The sequence below is a fragment of the Neorhizobium vignae genome, assembly GCF_000732195.1.
Lineage (GTDB): Bacteria > Pseudomonadota > Alphaproteobacteria > Rhizobiales > Rhizobiaceae > Neorhizobium > Neorhizobium vignae.
On sequence record NZ_JNNU01000003.1, the window covers coordinates 397,402 to 414,682 of the forward strand.

Sequence of the window (17,281 nt, forward strand, 5' to 3'; positions counted from 1 at the left end):
AAGAAGCTTCAAGCAATCCAAAACAGATGCCGGAGGAGACCATCCGATGACCGAACCAAAAGACTACAAGATCGCGGCGGTGGACCGGGCGCTCGCCCTTCTGGAAGCCCTTGCCGACCGTCCGGACCAAGGTGTGACATCGCTTGCAAAATCGCTGGGGATGACCAAATCGCTGGTTTTCCGCCTGCTCCACACCCTGGAGGAACGCGGCTTCGTATCGCGCGATCCGGAACGCGCCGAATACGCGCTCGGCTACCGCATCGGCGTGCTTGGCGAGCGCCTCGGCAAGGACGGCGCCCTGCTTTATGCCGCCCGGCCGGTCATGGATGCGCTCCGCGACCAGACATCCGAGAACGTCAATCTCGTGGTGCGGGAGGGCCTGAAGACCTACGTTCTGGCGACCCGCGCTGGCCGCCATTCGATCCGGCTTTTTGCCCAGGCCGGACGCAATGGCCCCTTGCATGCGGGCGGCGGATCGCTGCTTCTGCTGGCTTACGCGGATCCGTCGGTCATCGATGCGGCACTCTCCCAGCCGCTCGAAGCCTTCACGCCCTATACGATCACCGACCGGGCGAAACTGCGCCAGGCCCTCGAACGCATCCGCGCCAACGGCTACAATATCGTCCTCAACGATCTCGATGAAGGCGCCTTCTCCGTCGCCGCCCCGATCACCGGTGCCGACGGCACGATCATCGCCTCGATCTCGGTCGCCGGGGCTGTCGCCCGTTTCGACGAGGAGCGCCGTGAAAGCCATTTGAAGGCCGCCCTCGACGCCGCTGCGGAAATATCCGAGCGCCTCTCGATCCACGGCCCCGGCGAAAACGGTCGCGTGAAATCAAGGGCTTGAGGCCCGATCAGGCCGATCTCCAATCCACCGGAAAATCGCGGGCGCCTTGGCGCCCGTTTTCGTCGGTGCGATTTCTAGCCCTTCGAAGCCGCTTGCGGGGTCCCCAAACCTCTGTTAGCGTTTTCATGTTTTTATGAAACATCGTTTCATCAGATAAAACAAATTGGGGAGTATCGGATATGAACGAGATCGAATCCGCCGTTCTGGGAGCGGTGACGCTGGATGAACCCTGGGCTCTGGTGGAGAGCTTTGCGACCTACAAGCGCGAGCATCCGACCGATGTGAACCGCGCCATGGACGAGGTCGCGGCCCGGCTCGCCAAGCACGATGTCGAGGTCAAGATGCACGAGGCAGACCTGTTTCTCAGCCTTCCGGGCCTTGCCCATGTCGAAGCCGGGGGCAAAACCTTCCGCGCCAAGCCGCCGTCCTATTCGCTGGATGCATCGAAGGGCGTGAAGGGCGAGATCGTTTATATCGCCAGCCTCCAGCCGAAAGCGATCTCGACCATGTTCGAGAAAACCGTCGATGGCACCGGCGAACTCGCCGCCCGGGTCCGCGGCAAGGTGGTTCTCTCGGAAGGGTTCGCCAATCCGGGCCTCGTTTCGCAGTTCACCGAGCTCGGCGCAGTCGGCGTCATCGCCATCAATCCCGGCGTCGACATCCACTGGGGCACCTGCACCACCGTCTGGGGCACGCCCGATCTCGACGACCTGCCACGCAAGCCGTCGATCCCGGCCGTTGCCGTCAATCGCGAAAGCGGCGATGCGCTGATCGAGCTTGCCAAGACCGGTGCTGAAGTCACCATCTTCGCGGATATGGAAGAAGGCTGGTTCAAGTCGAAGCTGCCGGAAGTCTTCATCAAGGGCACCGAGGAACCCGACAAATACGTCTTCCTGCACGGCCATCTCGACAGCTGGGATGTCGGCGTCGGCGACAATGCGACCGGTGATGCGACGCTGCTCGAAATCGCCCGCGTTCTCTGGGCCAACCGCGACAAGTTGAAACGCTCGATCCGCATCTGCTGGTGGCCCGGCCACTCGACTGGTCGTTATGCCGGCTCCACCTGGTTCTCCGACAATTTTGCGCTCGACCTCGACGAAAACTGCGTCGCCTCGGTCAACTGCGACAGCCCCGGCTGCCGCTGGGCAACCGAATTCATCAACCTCTGCATGATGACCGAAACGGAAGCTTTCCTCTCCGACGTCATCGAGGAAGTGGCCGGCAAGAAAGCCGAAGCCGAACGCCCGCACCGCGCCGGCGACTATTCCTTCAACAATATCGGTCTTTCAAGCTACCTGATGCTGTCCTCGACCATGACGGAACGGGACCGCGAGGAAAAGGGCTACTACACGGTCGGCGGCTGCGGCGCCAACATCGCCTGGCACACCGAAAACGACACGCTCGAGATCGCCGACAAGGACATCATGTTGCGCGACATCAAGGTCTATCTGCTCGCCGTGCTGCGCAATGCCAATGCAAAAATCCTGCCCTTCGACTGGCGCGCGACGGCACGAGAGTTCCTCCACACGGTCGACACCTACCAGAAGAAGGCCGGCAACCGCTTCGACCTTTCGCCGAGCCGCAAGGCGGTCGAGTCCTTGGCCGAAGCACTTGCCGCATTCTACGCCGGGATCGACAGCGGCAATATCGAGCCGAAGGCCGCCAACCATGTAATCCAGAGGCTCGCCCGCATCCTGGTGCCGCTCAACTACACCCGCGAGCAGCGCTTCCGCCACGACCCGGCCCTGCCGATCCCGGAACTGCCGGCCATCTCGACGGCCGCCGATCTCGACAAGCTCGGCCCTGAAAAGCTCGGTTTCGCCAGAACCCAGCTCGTGCGCGGCCAGAACCGCGTAATCTCGGCGTTGCGTCAGGCCGAACAGCTGGTTCGCGCTGCCTGATTGTCAAAACCTGGACAGGCCCGCGCCGGGAGACTGGCGCGGGCTTTTTTTCTCACGGCTTCACGTCGACGCCCGGGTATCTGTCATTCTCTCCTCATGGCCGTGCCCAAAATACCCTGGCGGATTTAGCCTGACATCACCTGCCAGCGAGATCGGCAGGTGATTTCCGAGGAAACAGACGTGTTTCAGGACCGCGAGCCCTTTTGGCCATAACGACGTGGCCGCCGCAGATAGTGTCCAGATTATTCGCAAAGTTCGACGTCTCGGGTCAGCGCAGTGATTCCCGAGCGAGAAATGCGAGATACCGCTTCGGCCCAACTCGTTGCCCCCCGACTTTAACGCTGTTTTGACGCTGCTTTGACAGCGGCGCGCTAGGGCAGGTTTGCGGTTTCCAAGGATGCTTTTTATGCTTCAATTCGTCGATGGCCACAACGCTGACATGCGCTGCCGAATCCCAGGCGCGCCTGTCGCGCTCTTGTCAAGGGCCACTTTTGTGTCAGACTGTCTGCTGGACGGGCAGCCCAGGTTCGATGAGATGATCGAGAGGGGCACAATACGAGTTGGGCCAATGGATCGCATGGATGCAAAACATGCAGTGTTCCGGATGTACCTGCTTGGCCCGTTCAGTCTCGTTGACAGCAAGGGGAAATCTGCCACACCCCGGTCCCAGAAGGCCCAGGCAATTCTTGCGATGCTTGCTCTCTCTGCGCGGGGATCTCGCTCGCGGGTTTGGCTGAGAGACAAATTGTGGAGCGACCGGTCCGAGGATCAGGCGGCTGCCAGCCTAAGGCAGGCCCTGCTGGATATTCACAAAGCCCTGGGTTCGTCCCGCGATCTCATCATCGCCGATAAGAACACCGTGTGGCTGGACATGGACCGCATCGCGCTCGACACCGATGAGATGCTCCGCAGCGAGCGCGTGGTCGATCAGATCACCGACGAGCTGCTCGAAGGCATGGATATCCGCGATCCTGAATTCGAGGACTGGCTGACGGTCGAGAGACAGAACTGGTACCGACGCATCGAAGAAGGGCGCGTCGACGATGTGTTCGAACCTCGGCAGCAACCTCGCCGCGACGTCAGCACGCTATCGGCGCTCCTGCCTTTGACAGGCCTGCCTGACCAGCGCCCGACCAATATTCCCTCGGCAGCTGTGGGTGGTGATCCGGATAAGCCGCCGTCGCCGGACAATATTCAGTGGACCATCGCTCTCCAGCCGCCGATTGTCATCGGCGCCGGAGATGGGGGGCAGATCGCCGCATTGCAGTTTCAAAACCTGCTCGCCAAGGCGATCTTCGACGGATTGGGCCTCGGCATTACCGATCTTTCCTTCGATCCGCACCTTGGACAACCAGATCGAAAGATGGGCCTTCCACTGTGCCTTCAACTGCGGCTGACCTTCGACGGCAGTCAGGTGCTGGTGGAACTGGCGATCAAGCATCTGCTCGACAACCGGATCATGTGGCTTGGCAGCCGTATGATCGGGCGCACCCAGATGGAGCGGTCCGAATACGGGATCGCCGCGGCTCTGATCAGCCAGGCAATCGACCAGTTGTCGCTGTTTCAGGAGATGAGCGCCGGCGACGGTCGGCTGACCCGCGATGGTCTTTTCATCGATGCGGTCAATGCGATCTTCCGGCTTTCGAGAGGGGATCTCGAAAAAGCGGAAAAGCGGCTGCAGGAGCAGGTTCAATATCAGCCGCGAGCGTCTGCCTTCGCCTGGCTGTCCTTCATCCGCACATTCCAGGTCGGCCAGCGCTTTAGCGCGCTGGATGCGCATCTGATCGAAGAGGCCCAGGCCTATGCGCGAAAGGCTCTTGAACTCGATCCGAATAATTCCGTCTCCCTGGCGCTGGTCGGACATGTCCACTCTTTCCTGTTCCGGGAGTACGATTACGCCGCCGGTCTGTTCGAAAAGTCGATCCGTTTGAACCCGGCCTTGCCGCTGGGGTGGGATCTCTATGCCATGTTGCACTGCTATGCGGGGCAGCCGGAAAAGGCCAGTGCAATGGCGCGGTGGGTTCAGGAACTCGGCGTCTACAGCCCTCATAAATATTACTTCGATACGACGAAATGCATCAGCGCCGGGCTGGCGGGAGACCACGTGGCGGCAATAGCGGCAGGCGAGGATGCCCTGCATTCCCGGCCGAACTTCAATAGCCTGTTGCGCTATCTCGCTTCCAGCCACGCTCACACGGGCAATTTGGAGGCCGCACGGCAATATGTGGAACGGCTTGATAAGGTTGAGAACGGGTTTTCCATAACGTCGTTTCGCGGCACGGGTTATCCGTTGCTCAGTACGGGCGGTGGAAAGCTGTTGCTCGACGGCCTGATCAAGGCCGGCGCCAGAATTCGCTAAGGCAACGTTCACGATGATCTCATTTGGGGAGGCTGGGGCATGGTAGGGGAAGCAAATTTGGGTCTGCAATCAAAGATTGTGCATTTTTTGAATTCTTATAGATTTAGAGTTGAGCCTGATACGGTTCTCCCTTGCGAACCGAGGCCTGTCGAGGTGATTCCGGAGGTGGTGGAGCCGCCTCCCTCCGTTCCACCTGCGCCTGCCCCTTTGTCCGAGGAAGGCCTATCCATAGACGAGCCTCCTTTGATGATGGCGACAATGGCAGCTGCCTCGGTCCTCAACAAGGGCGTTGCAAACAAGTCTGTGCTCAACAAGGCCACGCTGAACAAGAACAAGAATAAAAACAAAAATAAGAATAAGAACAAAAACAAGTCGACGATGGACGGCGCGAGTCTCGGCGTATCGCAGCTCATTCCGGCGTTCGAATTGCGCCGATTGCACCAGCAGCCATCGCGCAACGCGTTCACGGCCGCGCGCCGCTTTACGTGGGAAATGCTCGACATCTCGCCACCACCCGGACCGGACTATACCCGACTGGAAGCGGCGGTGCTGCTTTCCATGCAGCGGCGCGATCGTGAGCGGGCGAGGCGATTGCCTGATATCCAGGCCGAGGCGACCATTTCCGTGTCGGAATTTACCCGCGCCTTGTATATCGAGGACATTGGCGGATACGAACAGACCGAGGGCTTGTTTCAGGCGATTTTGACCGCCTGCGAATATGTCGGGCTTCTCTACAAGAGCCAGTTCAACAGGCTTCGGCCGAACCAGTTCGAATCCCTGTTGCGACCGCTCCTGCCCGTGCCGGTCCACGAATCCTATCCCAGCAACCATGCCTTCCAGTGCTTTTCGATCGTATTCGCTTTTTCGACGATCCTGCCCGAACATCCGGCAACGGACGAACTCGCCCGTATCGCGCAGAACGTCGCTGAAAATCGCGAATGGGCAGGCCTGCATTATCCGAGCGATACGCAAGCTGGCCGGGACCTGGCACGGCGTTTCGCTCCGTACCTCCATGACGCGTTCGGGCCGCTTTTCCAGGCGGTCCACGACGAATGGGTTTGAGGCCGATTTTATTCTTTGAGGAGAACGAAAATCATGACGTCCGCCGACATGGAAGCGCCGCAAGCCGCACCGATGAACTACTACTATCTCTGGCATCTGACGGCATTGGGCGTCATCGACGCCGACTACGGTTCGCCGCCGATCGTGCCGCCATCCCAGAACGAGACTGCGGCGCGTCCCGTCCCTGACCCGGAGATCGCGGGAAGTGTCTGGGATACCATTAAGGCTGCCGGTTCTATCCATCCCGCCCGCGTGGCGCTGATCGATGTCGGGATAGCGCCCGATCATCCGAATTTGGCGACCCGGCTTGACCGTGAAGCCTCGATCGACCTTACGAGCCATCGCTACGGTTCGCGCGTCGCCGAAATCCTCGATGGGACCACATCCTTCGACCGTGAAGAAAAGCAGGCGTTCTTCGCGGGGCTTGATATCGCGCCGTTGGGAAATCTCGGCCTATCCAACGATGATCGGGAATATCTCGACGACATTGTCGCGGAATACGCGGCTTCACAGGGCGTCGTCCGACGGCTGTTCCACCCGGAGTCGCTTTTTGCATCCCATGGCACGTGCTGTGCCGGCCTGATTGCCGGCGAACCGGCCGTGGCGACCCAGGACGGAGGTCCCTCGGCTCTCCCCGAGGGCGCATTCTATGGTGAGGACGGCACGCCTTGCCCGAGCTCCAATCGCAACGTTCTTCCCTATTTCGGTGTCGATCCCTTCTCCCGGGTGATCTCGATCAGGACGTCTTTCGAGGATGATGTCCTGCAGTTCATCGCCGCATTTCTCTACGCCTATCATCAGCGCGTCGATGTAATCGTCCTGCCACGCGGCTTGCCGGACCCGAAGCGCAGCCGGGTCATTCCGAAGAACGAATTGAAGGCCGATCTCGAACGCTGGAAAAACCAAATCGCCGCCGATCTGTTCGCCCGTATTTCGTTGGCGGAGCAGGGGGGCGCCGAGCTGGAGCCAAAAGCCCCGCAAAAGGGATCAAACCCCGATAGGGCGTGGCATATCCTCAAACAGCTCATCGTCGCCATCAGCCATCATATTCCAATCGTTTGTGCCGCGGGAAACAGCGGCGAAAGCCAGCTGATCTATCCGGCCAACCTCGCTGCCGATGACAACGGGATAATTGCTGTCGGAGCGGTCACGGTCGAGGGTTACCGCTCGGGATACAGCAATTACGGAGAGGGGCTCACGGTCGTCTCGCCATCCGATGACGGCGAAGTCTTCAATCGTCATCAGTTGCGCGTCGACCGCCTGTCTCCTTTCGCCGCGCAACATGACCATGAGGCATTCGGGCTGCGGGAATATAGATATTCTCACTTCTCACTGCTGACGACAGACCTTCCCGGCGCATTCGGTTACGACCGGGGGGCGGATCCATGGTCGTCCATGGTGCCGTCCGCAGCCAATCCCGGCATTGGGGGAGGTTACTACACCACGTTCGGCGGCACGTCGGGCGCCTCCGCACAGGTGGGCGGCATATGCGCGTTGATCCAGCGGGCACATAAGACTCGGAACGGTGGCGATGCACGGCTCTCCGGCCCTTCGGTCAAGTCAATCCTCCAGTCCACCGCCCGGCTGGATGCGATGGTAGCGCCTGGAATACGCGCACTGACCGCCGACTGCATGAATGCGGATGGCGAAGACGCTCTCGATATGAGCTATTTCTTCGGGTTCGGCCTGCCCGATGTCCCGGCAGCTATCGCCGCCGTATTGTCTCCGTGAGCCGATCTTCGGCGAGGATCACCAGGATTGAAGCCCCCTCAAAAAAGGGGGCTTTTTTGTTGCAAAGCTTCCTTTTCACGGAAGTTTAACGCGGTGCTGGCGTGCCGATGACGGGTCCACAAGAAGCTCCTCTCAACGGAAGACTAGACGAGATCGTGGTTTCAAGCCGGAGGGCCGTCGGTACGGCCGGTCTGGCGGCAACTAATCTTCCCTGAAGTGGCGCACCTCATGACGAGGTTCGAAGCGTCCGGGTGAGGAGAGCTTAAGATGTCTGCTTATCAGAGCGAGCCGTTGGCGGATCAGGCGAGAGCTTTGCTCCAGCGCAATCCGCTTTTGTCAAAGTCCGGTTTCGTGAATGCGGCCGCGACGGGCAATATGCTGAAACAGCGACCCCGTTATGCCCGAATTCTTGCCGCCGCTTCCGAGCTGCCGGGTTGCGGAGAAAGGGTCGAGGCGTTGGCCCGTTATTTCCCGGGCCTTGCGGATGGCGGATATCATGATGCCGACGCGTTCCTGCCCACCGCAGCCTTCCTGCCCGTGCGAAGCGACCCCTACCGGTCTCCCGCGCTGGCGGCTTGGATGGATGAGCTTCAGCGGGGGCTGGAAAGCTACATCGACGGCGCCAGTTCTGACGTTGTGGACTACAGCCTTCAGCCTGATCTTGTGGCTGAAGACCTTGCGCTCGAACGCCGTCCTGCCCGCCGGCTTGCCTGTGGTATCGGTCTCGTCCTGATCGACAGTCTGGAAGCGAGCCGTACCATGCGCAAGCGCATCGCTCCTTGCCTCCCGTCCGATCCCGGCTTCGAACAGGCCCAGATGAGCGATCACGACCTGGACCGGATCGACGATCATCTCACCAAGGCAATCGAATTCATTTCGACCGTCGATCCCGGTGGCTATCAACGGCTCACTGCAGCCCTTCACACACTTTATGTCGGAACCCGGCCCGGCGCGATAAGCTCGTTCTCCAGTTCCGGCGACCTGCCGGGGAGTGCCGTCGTGGTCCTGTCCCAGGAAAAGCTTGACGCCGAAGACTATCCGGCGACTGCCGCTGAGCTTCTGCGCGAAGTGGGGCAGGTCCTGCTGCGGCTGTATATGGCGGCTGCGCCGTTATCGCTGCCCGCCGAGGCGCGATACCTATCGCCATACACACACAGTTTACAGACGCTCGAAAGCATCCTGCATACGGCCTACGCCATTCCCTGGGAGTGCGCCGTCCGCATCGCATGCTTGCCTTTCAGAGCACCGCATGAGCACCGCGCGCGGGAAGCAGCTTTTGTCATTGCGTATGCTGCCCGCCTAATTCCGCTCATCGATATCGCCCGCGAGGGGATCGAGCGTCTGGGCGGCGATGTTCTTCTCGACCTCCGGGACATCGCCGTCATTCCATCCTGGGGCGCCGCAATCCTGGCGCTCATCGACCGGCTTCTGGAATGCGAGCCGCCGGCTCGGCGCAAGGCCTATTATGCCCAGCGCCTGTGTGTTGTGGATCGTCAGGCCTGGGATCTCGGGCAGATGCTTCTGCGGGGGGAGCAGCCCATCGACCCGAGATTGGGCCGCCCGATGCTGCAGGGCAGCGGCGATGGTCTGAGCCTCTGGTACGATGGCCGGCTCCATATGATCCGCAAAGCCGCCAGACAGCCTCCCGATGAGCTTTTCATCCAAGATGTCGCGCTGGCGGGAACGTCAAGTTCGACGGTGATGGAGCATGCGTGATGGGTGCGCGGTTCCTGTGAATTCTCAGCAGTTCCCGACCGGTTCAAGCAAGGTAAACGATCATGAGAGCCTTCGAATATCATGCCGATCTGTTTGATGTCATTCACGACACGGATTTCATAATTCTCGGATGCGGAGGCCTCGGCTCCCAGATCGCCTCCCAGCTTGCAGCGCTTGGGGCTCGCAATTTCTTCCTGGTGGATGGTGACCGCATCGAAGAAAGCAGCCAAAAACGGATGACCTCGGCGACGGCGGAGGATATCGGTCGATTAAAGGGCGACCGGTTGGCAACTTATCTCGCCTCCCGCTTTTCTGCTGCGGTCGCAATCATGACCCAGTTCGCCGATGGGGCGGAAGCCGCCCGGCTCATTCTGGCCCGGACACGGAAGCCTTTCCTGATACTTGCGGAGGACGATGTCTCCCTGGCCCGCCAATTCCTGGCGGAATATCACGCGACGGCGCCAGAGCCTCCGCCTTACCTGCATGTCGGCCAGATCGGGCCGTTTTCGGTCGCCGGGCCCCTGGTGGCGCAGCCGGACGATGCCTGCCCTTTCTGCTGCTCGACATTGCCAGCATCGGTCGACGCAGAGATCGCAGCGACGCCTTCGCCGGCCGATAACGCCCTGATTGCTTGTTTTGCGGTTTCGCAGATCGCCATCGAACGCCTTACCCGCCGCAGTTCATTGCGCGGCCATCGCTGGCTCTTCAATCCGGCCATGGGCCACGCCTCACTCCACCCGGTTTCCAGAAGCCTCGATTGCAAGGTGTGTCAGCCATGAAGAACCTCTCTTCCCAGGACTACTATTTCTCGATCGTCGCAGCTTTGAAACAGAAGAACGTGCCGCCTGGCGGGGAAGCAATGATGGAGGCGATTTTTGCCGCCTTTCCCGGTGGCGCGCGCAAGATTGTCGACTTCGGCTGCAATACCGGCTGGATCAGCCGCAGGGTTGCCCGGGCTTTTCCGCGAGCCGAAGTGATCGGCGTGGACAAAAATCCGGCGATAATCGAGGTCGCGCGAGAAGTCGCACGGCTGGAGGACTCGACGGCAGTATTTTCCTGCGTCGACATTGCCGCGCTCCCAGGCCTCATATCGGAGGCAGATGTCATTATCTGCGGAGGAAGTGCTGCCTTTTTCGAGTGGCCGCTGGATCTTTATCTCATGGTTGCGAGGTGCCTGAGGCCCGGCGGTCTCCTGATGGATTGCCACTATGTCTACGACGCCGATGCACCTCCTTCTCTTCGCCAGGAGGAGAAAGAAACGTTCGGCCTGGGGTGGATGCCTGACGGGCTGAACGACATCGTGTCCGTTCACGAAGATGCGGGATTGAGCGTCGCGAAGATCAAGCGGCTGCCTCGGTTCCATTTCGAAGACAGCGCTGCCGCCCGGTTGGCGCGCGATATCCTGCACACGGTTCCAAAGATGCAGGAACTGGCGGAAGCGATGGCGAAACGCCGCCGGTTGATCAGCAAACTGGCGCATCACCGACACCCCTATCTGCTGGTAGCGCGCGCCGGCGAACAGACCGTCGCGGAAGGCGTGACGCACCGCAAACGCTCAGAAGTCCCGATGGCGTTCGAAGCGGTCACGTCCAATCGCCATGCTTCCGTTCGCCGTCCGACCGTGATCGGATGCAGCTTTTGGAGCGAGGCCGCAAAGGCGGTCGGCCTGCGAAGCGCATATTCATAAAACCGGGATCATCTCCCACGCATTCCAGAAGACAGCAGGGGCGCTCAGACAATGTCCGCTCGAGAGAGCCAAGCTTTTACGACCGAAATGTTGCGATAAAATTCTCGATCTTTGGCCACGGTTGCTCCGTTAGTCACGTCGGAAGAGCCTTCGATCGAAGGTCCGGTGCGCGTTCCAATTCAGTTGTAGCGACGGATTTCCCATAACATCCGGCTCTCCGGCACCACCTGACACAATCCCAATATCAAACGCCTCACATTCTGCACGAGATAGTCTCGGGAAGCCTTTAGGCATCACGAGAGATCCGGGCGTTATCTGTAGGTATAATCTAAAGTGATCTGAGTTGATGTTATATTTACGATAATAGTATTGAAATCTTTCGACGAAAATCTTTCGGTAATATATGCAAAATTTGCGATATCTTGTCAGAATATCTTGTTTCACTCCAGGGTGCACGAAATTCTAGTTGGTGACCGCTCTCCATTGTCTTCTCGCCACCGCAATTTTTTACGGAAATTTAACGCCGCGCTGGCGGGGCGATGACGGGTTCGAGAGATAGTCTCATCACGAAAGACGGTGGAGCACACGGTCCGGCTGGCTGGCATTGGTCGTCCCCGGCAGCACTCAACCGATCGGCAGGGAATATCCGCTCACAACGCTTCAAGCCGGCGGGGCAGATCCTCATGCCTACTTTCGTTTCCGAAGGACGAAGAGCTCACGGGAGCTTCGGCAACACCGTTCAAGGGGCCGAGAGGAGATCCTCCAGTCATTTGGAAAATCGATGACAGCGACTGCTGTCTCGCAGACTTAAAATCAAACACGACGTCCGCGGAAGCGGGTTTCGCCAAACAATGGAGTGAAAAATGACTGTGCCTATAGAGAAGATTGCGTTCCTCGTCGCCGCGGCGTGCATGGCCTCCTTTGCCGGACACGTTCTGGCCTATGACGGCCAGCGGTTGACTTCGGGAAACGAGGTTTCGTTCGCCGTCCCGGCGGATGCCGCCAAAACCGAGGCAAAGGCCGATACCACGCGTGACGTGGCGCAGGTCCGTTCCCCGACCCGTCGCGACAACCGTCTTACCGGCGACGAACGGCAGTAGAGCCCAGAAGCAAGCATCCACAGCTCATTCAAGACATCGATCGGTTGGGTCGCACCAGAAGCCGATCAGGCAAAACAAGGAACAACGACTATGAAAAACTCTGTCATCTCCACCATCCTCGCCACCCTGATGGCATCCACCTTTGCAGGCGGCAGTGCCTTTGCGCAGGAAGGCGAATATTATGAGGGCGCCTCTCCCGACTCCGGCCATCTGGCGGTCACGGCGGATTCACTCGGCATCCCCTCGGTCACCCGTTATGGCTATCCGCAGCCGAAGCGCGATCGGCGTGTCGATATTCCGGCGTCTCAGACGATCGACAGCGGTGACTATTACGACGGCCTAATGCGCGCCCGCTAATACCGAAGGTTCGAATATAAGGTCCGATTATAGAGCGCCGGGATTCCCCGGCGCTTTTCCTGTGGCTTCGCTACCCTATAAGGCCGCAGAATTGCTCACTTGGAAGCGTTCGCCTATCTCGGTGACCTTCGATGAAGTCCCTCCGTCTCGCGCTCCGGTCGCTGAAAACCAATGATATTGATTTTCACGCCCAATGGTAATACCTTTGATGCGTCCGGTATTACAAGGTCACGGAAAATGACGACAACGGTCACAGCAAAAGGGCAAGTCACGATTCCGAAGGCGGTTCGAGACCTGCTCGGGATCGTTCCCGGCAGCAAGGTCGATTTCCATCGAGCTGCCGATGGGAGCGTTGTTCTGACGAGGGCTGACAAGAAGCAGCCGGCGAGCCGTTTCGAAAGACTTCGTGGCCATGCCGGGGAAGGCCTTGATACCGATGCCATCATGGCGATGACACGTGGCGAAGCGTGACGCTCGTTGACACAAATGTACTGCTCGATCTTGTAACCAATGATCCGATCTGGGCTGACTGGTCCGTAGCGCAGCTGGAAGCTGCCAGCCTCGCAGGGCCGTTGTTGATCAACGATGTAATCTATGCAGAACTCGCTGTTCGTTATGGACGCATCGAAGAACTTGATGCGTTTATCGAAGAAGCCGGCTTAGAGCTTACTTCGTTGCCGCGCGCGGCCCTGTTTCTCGCCGGAAAAGTATTCGGGCAATACCGCGGGGCCGGCGGTTCGCGCACGGGTGTGTTACCGGACTTTTTCATAGGTGCGCATGCAGCCGTGTGGAAACTGCCCTTGCTGACGCGAGACATCGGCCGTTATCGGACCTACTTCCCGACAGTTGAGCTGATCACGCCGGATTCGTGATGTCATATGAGGCACGAGAAATTCCTGCTTTGGTTATAGGATCGCAGCCTTGGTGCGGTTCACACACTGAACCTGCCGCGCCGGTGCCAGGCGCGAGCCGAGCGATCTTCCTGTCCGAGAGGCCGCCGGTTCGCAGTGGATGGGCTACAAGAAGCTAGCCTCGAACAGCTCGCGGGAATAGCTCGCGTGGGTCACGCCCGCCTGCAGATCCTGCCTGGTGAGTTCGTCGACAAATACGCCATTCTGCATGACGAGGACCCGATCACACATGTGGGAGATAACGGACAGATCGTGACTGACAAGGATGAACGTCAGATTGCGCTCCTCCCGCTGGTCTGCCAGGAGATTGAGAACCTCCGCCTGGATCGAGACATCGAGCGCCGAGGTCGGCTCGTCGAGAAGCAGGATCGGCGGCGACAGGATCAGCGCGCGTGCGATCGCTACGCGCTGACGCTGGCCGCCGGAAAGTTCATGCGGGAAACGGCTGGCGAAATGCGCGGGCAAGCCGACCTGTTGCAGTGCCTCGGCGACCCTTGTCCAACCGTCACCAGCCCCCATCGACCTGATCGGTTCGGCGAGGGCGGTTCCGATGCGGTGGCGCGGATGCAGCGAACCATAAGGGTCCTGGAACACCATCTGGGCAAGCTTCAACTCGTCGCGCGTCCGCACCTTACCGACCGGCTTGCCGTCAAACGATATCGATCCTGTCCAAGCGCCCTCGAGGCCGGCAAGCGAGCGCAGCACCGTCGATTTGCCGCAACCGGATTCACCGACGATACCAAGCGTTTCGCCACGGCTCACGGCGAAGCTGACGCCGCGTACCACATGATTGCTTTTATCCTTGGAGCCATAGACGACATCGAGGTTTTCGACCTTGATCATGGATTGGTCTCCACTTCGATGGATTTGCGGTCGAGGACTTTCAGACGCCTGACGGGATGTTTGGGATCCGGCATCGCGGCTATCAGGCCTCGGGTATAGGGATGCGCCGCATCTTCGAGCCTGCTCAGCGTTTCGACGACGCGACCGTTATACATGACCAGAATGCGCTCGCAAAAAGCTGCGACCATGCGGATGTCGTGGCTGATGAGGATCAGGCCGGAATTGTTCTCCCGCACCAGTTCATCAAGCAGCATCAGAACGTCCTTGCGTACGCTGACGTCGAGCGCGGAAGTCGGTTCATCGGCGATCACGAGCTTCGGGCGAGCCAGAAGCATCATCGCAATCATCACGCGCTGGCCCATGCCGCCGGATATCTGGTGGGGGTAAAGAGACAGGACGCGATCGGGGTCGTTGATGCGCACTCTCGCCAGCATGTCGCGGGCGCGCGCCACGGCATCCTTGCCACCGACGCCAAGATGCAGCTTTGCAGCCTCGGCAACCTGCTTTCCGATGGTCAGGACGGGGTTCAGCGAATAACGCGGATCCTGCATGATCAGGGCGATGTCTTTGCCGCGAAGGCCTCCCATCTGCCGTTCGGTCTTTTCCAGCAACGGGCTGCCGAGGAAATCCATCCGCTCGGCGGTTACGCCGGCGCGTTGCGGCAGGAGCCGCATGATGGCGCGGCCGGTTGTCGATTTGCCCGACCCGGATTCCCCAACGATGCCGATGCGCTCCCGTCCCACGTCAAAGCTGACATTGCAGACCGCCGGAATGGAGTTTCGGCCGAAGCGGACATTCAGGTCGCGAACGGAGAGGACGGGCGTTTGATCAAGATCTGGCATGGCGCGGGTCCAATAGATCACGAAGCGTGTCTCCGGCGATGTTGAAGGCAAGGCTGGTCAACAGAATTGCAAGGCCTGGCATCACCGCGACCCACCAATAATCGAGCATGAATTTTCGCCCGCTGGAAATCATCGCGCCCCATTCCGGCAGCGGCGGCTGCGCGCCGAGGCCGAGGAAGCCGAGGGAAGCTGCCGTCAGGATGATGCCTGCCATGTTGAGGGTCAGCCGCACGATCACAGACGGAATACACATCGGCGCAATATAGAGAAACAGGATGCGCAAGGGTGAGGCGCCATAAAGCCGGGCCGCCGCGACGTAATCCGCATTGCGCACGACGAGCGCTTCCGCGCGTGCGAGCCGGGCGATCGGCGGCCAGGCCGTCAGCGAAATGGCAACGATCGCGGTTCCCAAACCTGCCCCGAGAGCGGCGGCGAAGGCAAGCGCCAGGATCAACGACGGAAACGACAGGACTATATCGGTGGCACGCATCAGTATGGCATCGGTGCGTCCGCCGAAAAAGCCTGCGACAACCCCGATCACCAGGCCGATCGGCCCGACAATCACTGAGACGGACAGGACCGTTTGGATCGTGATGCGCGTGCCGTGGACGAGGCGGCTGAAGATATCGCGCCCGAATTCGTCCGTGCCGGCAAGATGTGCGAAGCTCGGAGGCTGAAGCGCGTCACTCAATGTCTGGGCCGCGGGGTCGTAAGGCGCGATCAGCGGGGCAAAGATCGCGACCACAACCAGGATGGCGAGGATGATGAAACCCATCATGCCAAGAGGTTCGTCGGCGAGCTTGTGCAGAATGCGGGAGGTCGAATTCCATATCCTGGTACCGATTGCCGGCGGCCGGATGATGGCGTCGTCCTGGGCGATATTGCTCATCGTGCGGCCTCCCGAGTGCGCGGATCAAGAAGCGCGTAGGCAATGTCTGCAACGAAGTTCAGCAGCATGAAGACGAATCCAACAATGATGGTCGCCGCGAGGATCGCGTTCATGTCGCCGATCATCAGGGCATTGGTCATGTACTGACCGATGCCCGGCCATGAAAATACGATCTCCGTCACCACGGCGCCTTCGAGCAGGTTGCCGTAGGAGATCGCGAGCACCGTGATCAGCTGAACGGCGATGTTGGGCAGGACGTGGCTGATGACGGTGCGCACCGGACCGACGCCCTTGGCGCGCGCGGCGATGACATAGTCCTGGTTGAGCTGCTCCAGCGTGAACGCGCGGGTCATGCGCGTAATATAGGCCATGGCCATATAGGCAAGGATGCAGGCCGGCAGGATGATGTGCGACAGGGCGTTCCAGAATATGTCCGTCTCGCCTTCGAGCAGGGTGTCCACGAGCATCAGCCCCGTGGTCGGCTCGATCAGGCCTTCGTAGAAGACATCGACGCGACCCGGCCCGCCGACCAGATTGAGGCCGGCATAAAAGATGACCAACCCCACGATACCGAACCAGAAGACCGGGATCGAATGTCCGACCAGCGCGAAGACTCGGGCGAACTTGTCGATCGCGCTGTCCCTGAAAAGACCGGCCGCCAAGCCGAGAGGAACGCCGACCAGAGTGGAAATCAACACCGCGAGCGTCGCAAGTTCCAGTGTAGCCGGGAATGCCTGGGACAGGTCCTTGGTGACCGCGTTGCCGGTCAGGATGGCCGTGCCCATGTCGCCGTGCAGCAGTCCCCAGACATAGACGAAGAATTGCTGGTAGAGCGGCAAGTCGAGGCCAAGCCTGACGCGCATGGCCTCGTAGGCTTTCGGATCGGCGAGTTCACCGACAATGGCCCCGACCGGATCGGTCGGCATGACGCGGCCGATCACGAAGGTGACGCACAACAGGATGAACAGGCTGACGATCAGATGGAGAAGTCGTCGTCCCAGCTCGCCTAACGAAAGTTCCTTCATGATCGGCTGCC

At 59.9% G+C, this 17,281-nt stretch carries 16 protein-coding genes; 12 read left to right on the plus strand and 4 right to left on the minus strand.

Translation table 11 applies throughout. The features are described 5' to 3' along the window. Nucleotides 1-46: 46 nt before the first annotated feature. From GQ59_RS06480 to GQ59_RS06535, 12 genes are all read left to right on the plus strand, one after another. Nucleotides 47-847, plus strand: coding sequence for an IclR family transcriptional regulator (locus GQ59_RS06480; protein WP_037078951.1), 801 nt, complete (start codon nucleotides 47-49; stop codon nucleotides 845-847). 179 nt (nucleotides 848-1,026) lie between these two features. Beyond that, nucleotides 1,027-2,748, plus strand: coding sequence for a M28 family peptidase (locus GQ59_RS06485; RefSeq protein WP_037078954.1), 1,722 nt, complete (start codon nucleotides 1,027-1,029; stop codon nucleotides 2,746-2,748). A gap of 568 nt (nucleotides 2,749-3,316) precedes the next feature. Continuing rightward, complete coding sequence (locus GQ59_RS06490) at nucleotides 3,317-5,107, plus strand: SARP family transcriptional regulator (protein ID WP_244447920.1); 1,791 nt, start codon at nucleotides 3,317-3,319, stop codon at nucleotides 5,105-5,107. 39 nt (nucleotides 5,108-5,146) lie between these two features. Continuing rightward, the gene (locus GQ59_RS06495; protein WP_037078957.1) at nucleotides 5,147-6,169 is read left to right on the plus strand and encodes a phosphatase PAP2 family protein; all 1,023 of its coding nucleotides are present in this window, start codon (nucleotides 5,147-5,149) and stop codon (nucleotides 6,167-6,169) included. 33 nt (nucleotides 6,170-6,202) lie between these two features. After that, nucleotides 6,203-7,900, plus strand: coding sequence for a S8 family serine peptidase (locus GQ59_RS06500; protein ID WP_037078960.1), 1,698 nt, complete (start codon nucleotides 6,203-6,205; stop codon nucleotides 7,898-7,900). Between the two features lie 312 nt (nucleotides 7,901-8,212). After that, nucleotides 8,213-9,616 carry an aKG-HExxH-type peptide beta-hydroxylase gene (locus tag GQ59_RS06505; protein ID WP_152564253.1) on the plus strand — a complete coding sequence of 468 codons (1,404 nt, stop codon included), beginning with the start codon at nucleotides 8,213-8,215 and terminating at the stop codon, nucleotides 9,614-9,616. Between the two features lie 62 nt (nucleotides 9,617-9,678). Continuing rightward, nucleotides 9,679-10,395 carry a ThiF family adenylyltransferase gene (locus tag GQ59_RS06510; protein WP_051903830.1) on the plus strand — a complete coding sequence of 239 codons (717 nt, stop codon included), beginning with the start codon at nucleotides 9,679-9,681 and terminating at the stop codon, nucleotides 10,393-10,395. Next, nucleotides 10,392-11,303, plus strand: a complete 912-nt coding sequence (locus GQ59_RS06515; RefSeq protein ID WP_037078962.1) for a class I SAM-dependent methyltransferase — start codon at nucleotides 10,392-10,394, stop codon at nucleotides 11,301-11,303. The genes GQ59_RS06510 and GQ59_RS06515 overlap by 4 nt, the downstream gene beginning before the upstream one ends. 863 nt (nucleotides 11,304-12,166) lie before the next feature. Further along, nucleotides 12,167-12,403, plus strand: a complete 237-nt coding sequence (locus GQ59_RS06520; protein WP_037078964.1) for a hypothetical protein — start codon at nucleotides 12,167-12,169, stop codon at nucleotides 12,401-12,403. 90 nt (nucleotides 12,404-12,493) lie between these two features. Continuing rightward, entirely contained in the window at nucleotides 12,494-12,760 is a 267-nt protein-coding gene (locus GQ59_RS06525) for a hypothetical protein (protein WP_037078967.1), read from the plus strand. A gap of 237 nt (nucleotides 12,761-12,997) precedes the next feature. After that, on the plus strand, nucleotides 12,998-13,231 hold the full coding sequence (locus GQ59_RS06530) for an AbrB/MazE/SpoVT family DNA-binding domain-containing protein (RefSeq protein ID WP_037078969.1): 234 nt from the start codon (nucleotides 12,998-13,000) through the stop codon (nucleotides 13,229-13,231). Next, nucleotides 13,228-13,632 carry a type II toxin-antitoxin system VapC family toxin gene (locus tag GQ59_RS06535; RefSeq protein ID WP_037078971.1) on the plus strand — a complete coding sequence of 135 codons (405 nt, stop codon included), beginning with the start codon at nucleotides 13,228-13,230 and terminating at the stop codon, nucleotides 13,630-13,632. The genes GQ59_RS06530 and GQ59_RS06535 overlap by 4 nt, the downstream gene beginning before the upstream one ends. A gap of 144 nt (nucleotides 13,633-13,776) precedes the next feature. Here the strand turns inward: GQ59_RS06535 and GQ59_RS06540 are convergent, their stop codons facing one another. From GQ59_RS06540 to GQ59_RS06555, 4 genes are read right to left on the minus strand one after another with little or no spacing between them, the layout of a single operon-like run. Continuing rightward, nucleotides 13,777-14,514 (minus strand): ABC transporter ATP-binding protein, encoded by a 738-nt coding sequence (locus GQ59_RS06540; RefSeq protein WP_037078973.1) that lies wholly within the window; start codon nucleotides 14,512-14,514, stop codon nucleotides 13,777-13,779. Continuing rightward, nucleotides 14,511-15,356 (minus strand): ABC transporter ATP-binding protein, encoded by an 846-nt coding sequence (locus tag GQ59_RS06545; RefSeq protein ID WP_037078975.1) that lies wholly within the window; start codon nucleotides 15,354-15,356, stop codon nucleotides 14,511-14,513. The genes GQ59_RS06540 and GQ59_RS06545 overlap by 4 nt, the downstream gene beginning before the upstream one ends. Beyond that, nucleotides 15,343-16,245 carry an ABC transporter permease gene (locus GQ59_RS06550; RefSeq protein ID WP_037078977.1) on the minus strand — a complete coding sequence of 301 codons (903 nt, stop codon included), beginning with the start codon at nucleotides 16,243-16,245 and terminating at the stop codon, nucleotides 15,343-15,345. The genes GQ59_RS06545 and GQ59_RS06550 overlap by 14 nt, the downstream gene beginning before the upstream one ends. Further along, nucleotides 16,242-17,270 carry an ABC transporter permease gene (locus GQ59_RS06555; RefSeq protein WP_037078978.1) on the minus strand — a complete coding sequence of 343 codons (1,029 nt, stop codon included), beginning with the start codon at nucleotides 17,268-17,270 and terminating at the stop codon, nucleotides 16,242-16,244. Before GQ59_RS06555 ends, GQ59_RS06550 begins: the two co-directional genes overlap by 4 nt. Nucleotides 17,271-17,281: the final 11 nt, after the last annotated feature.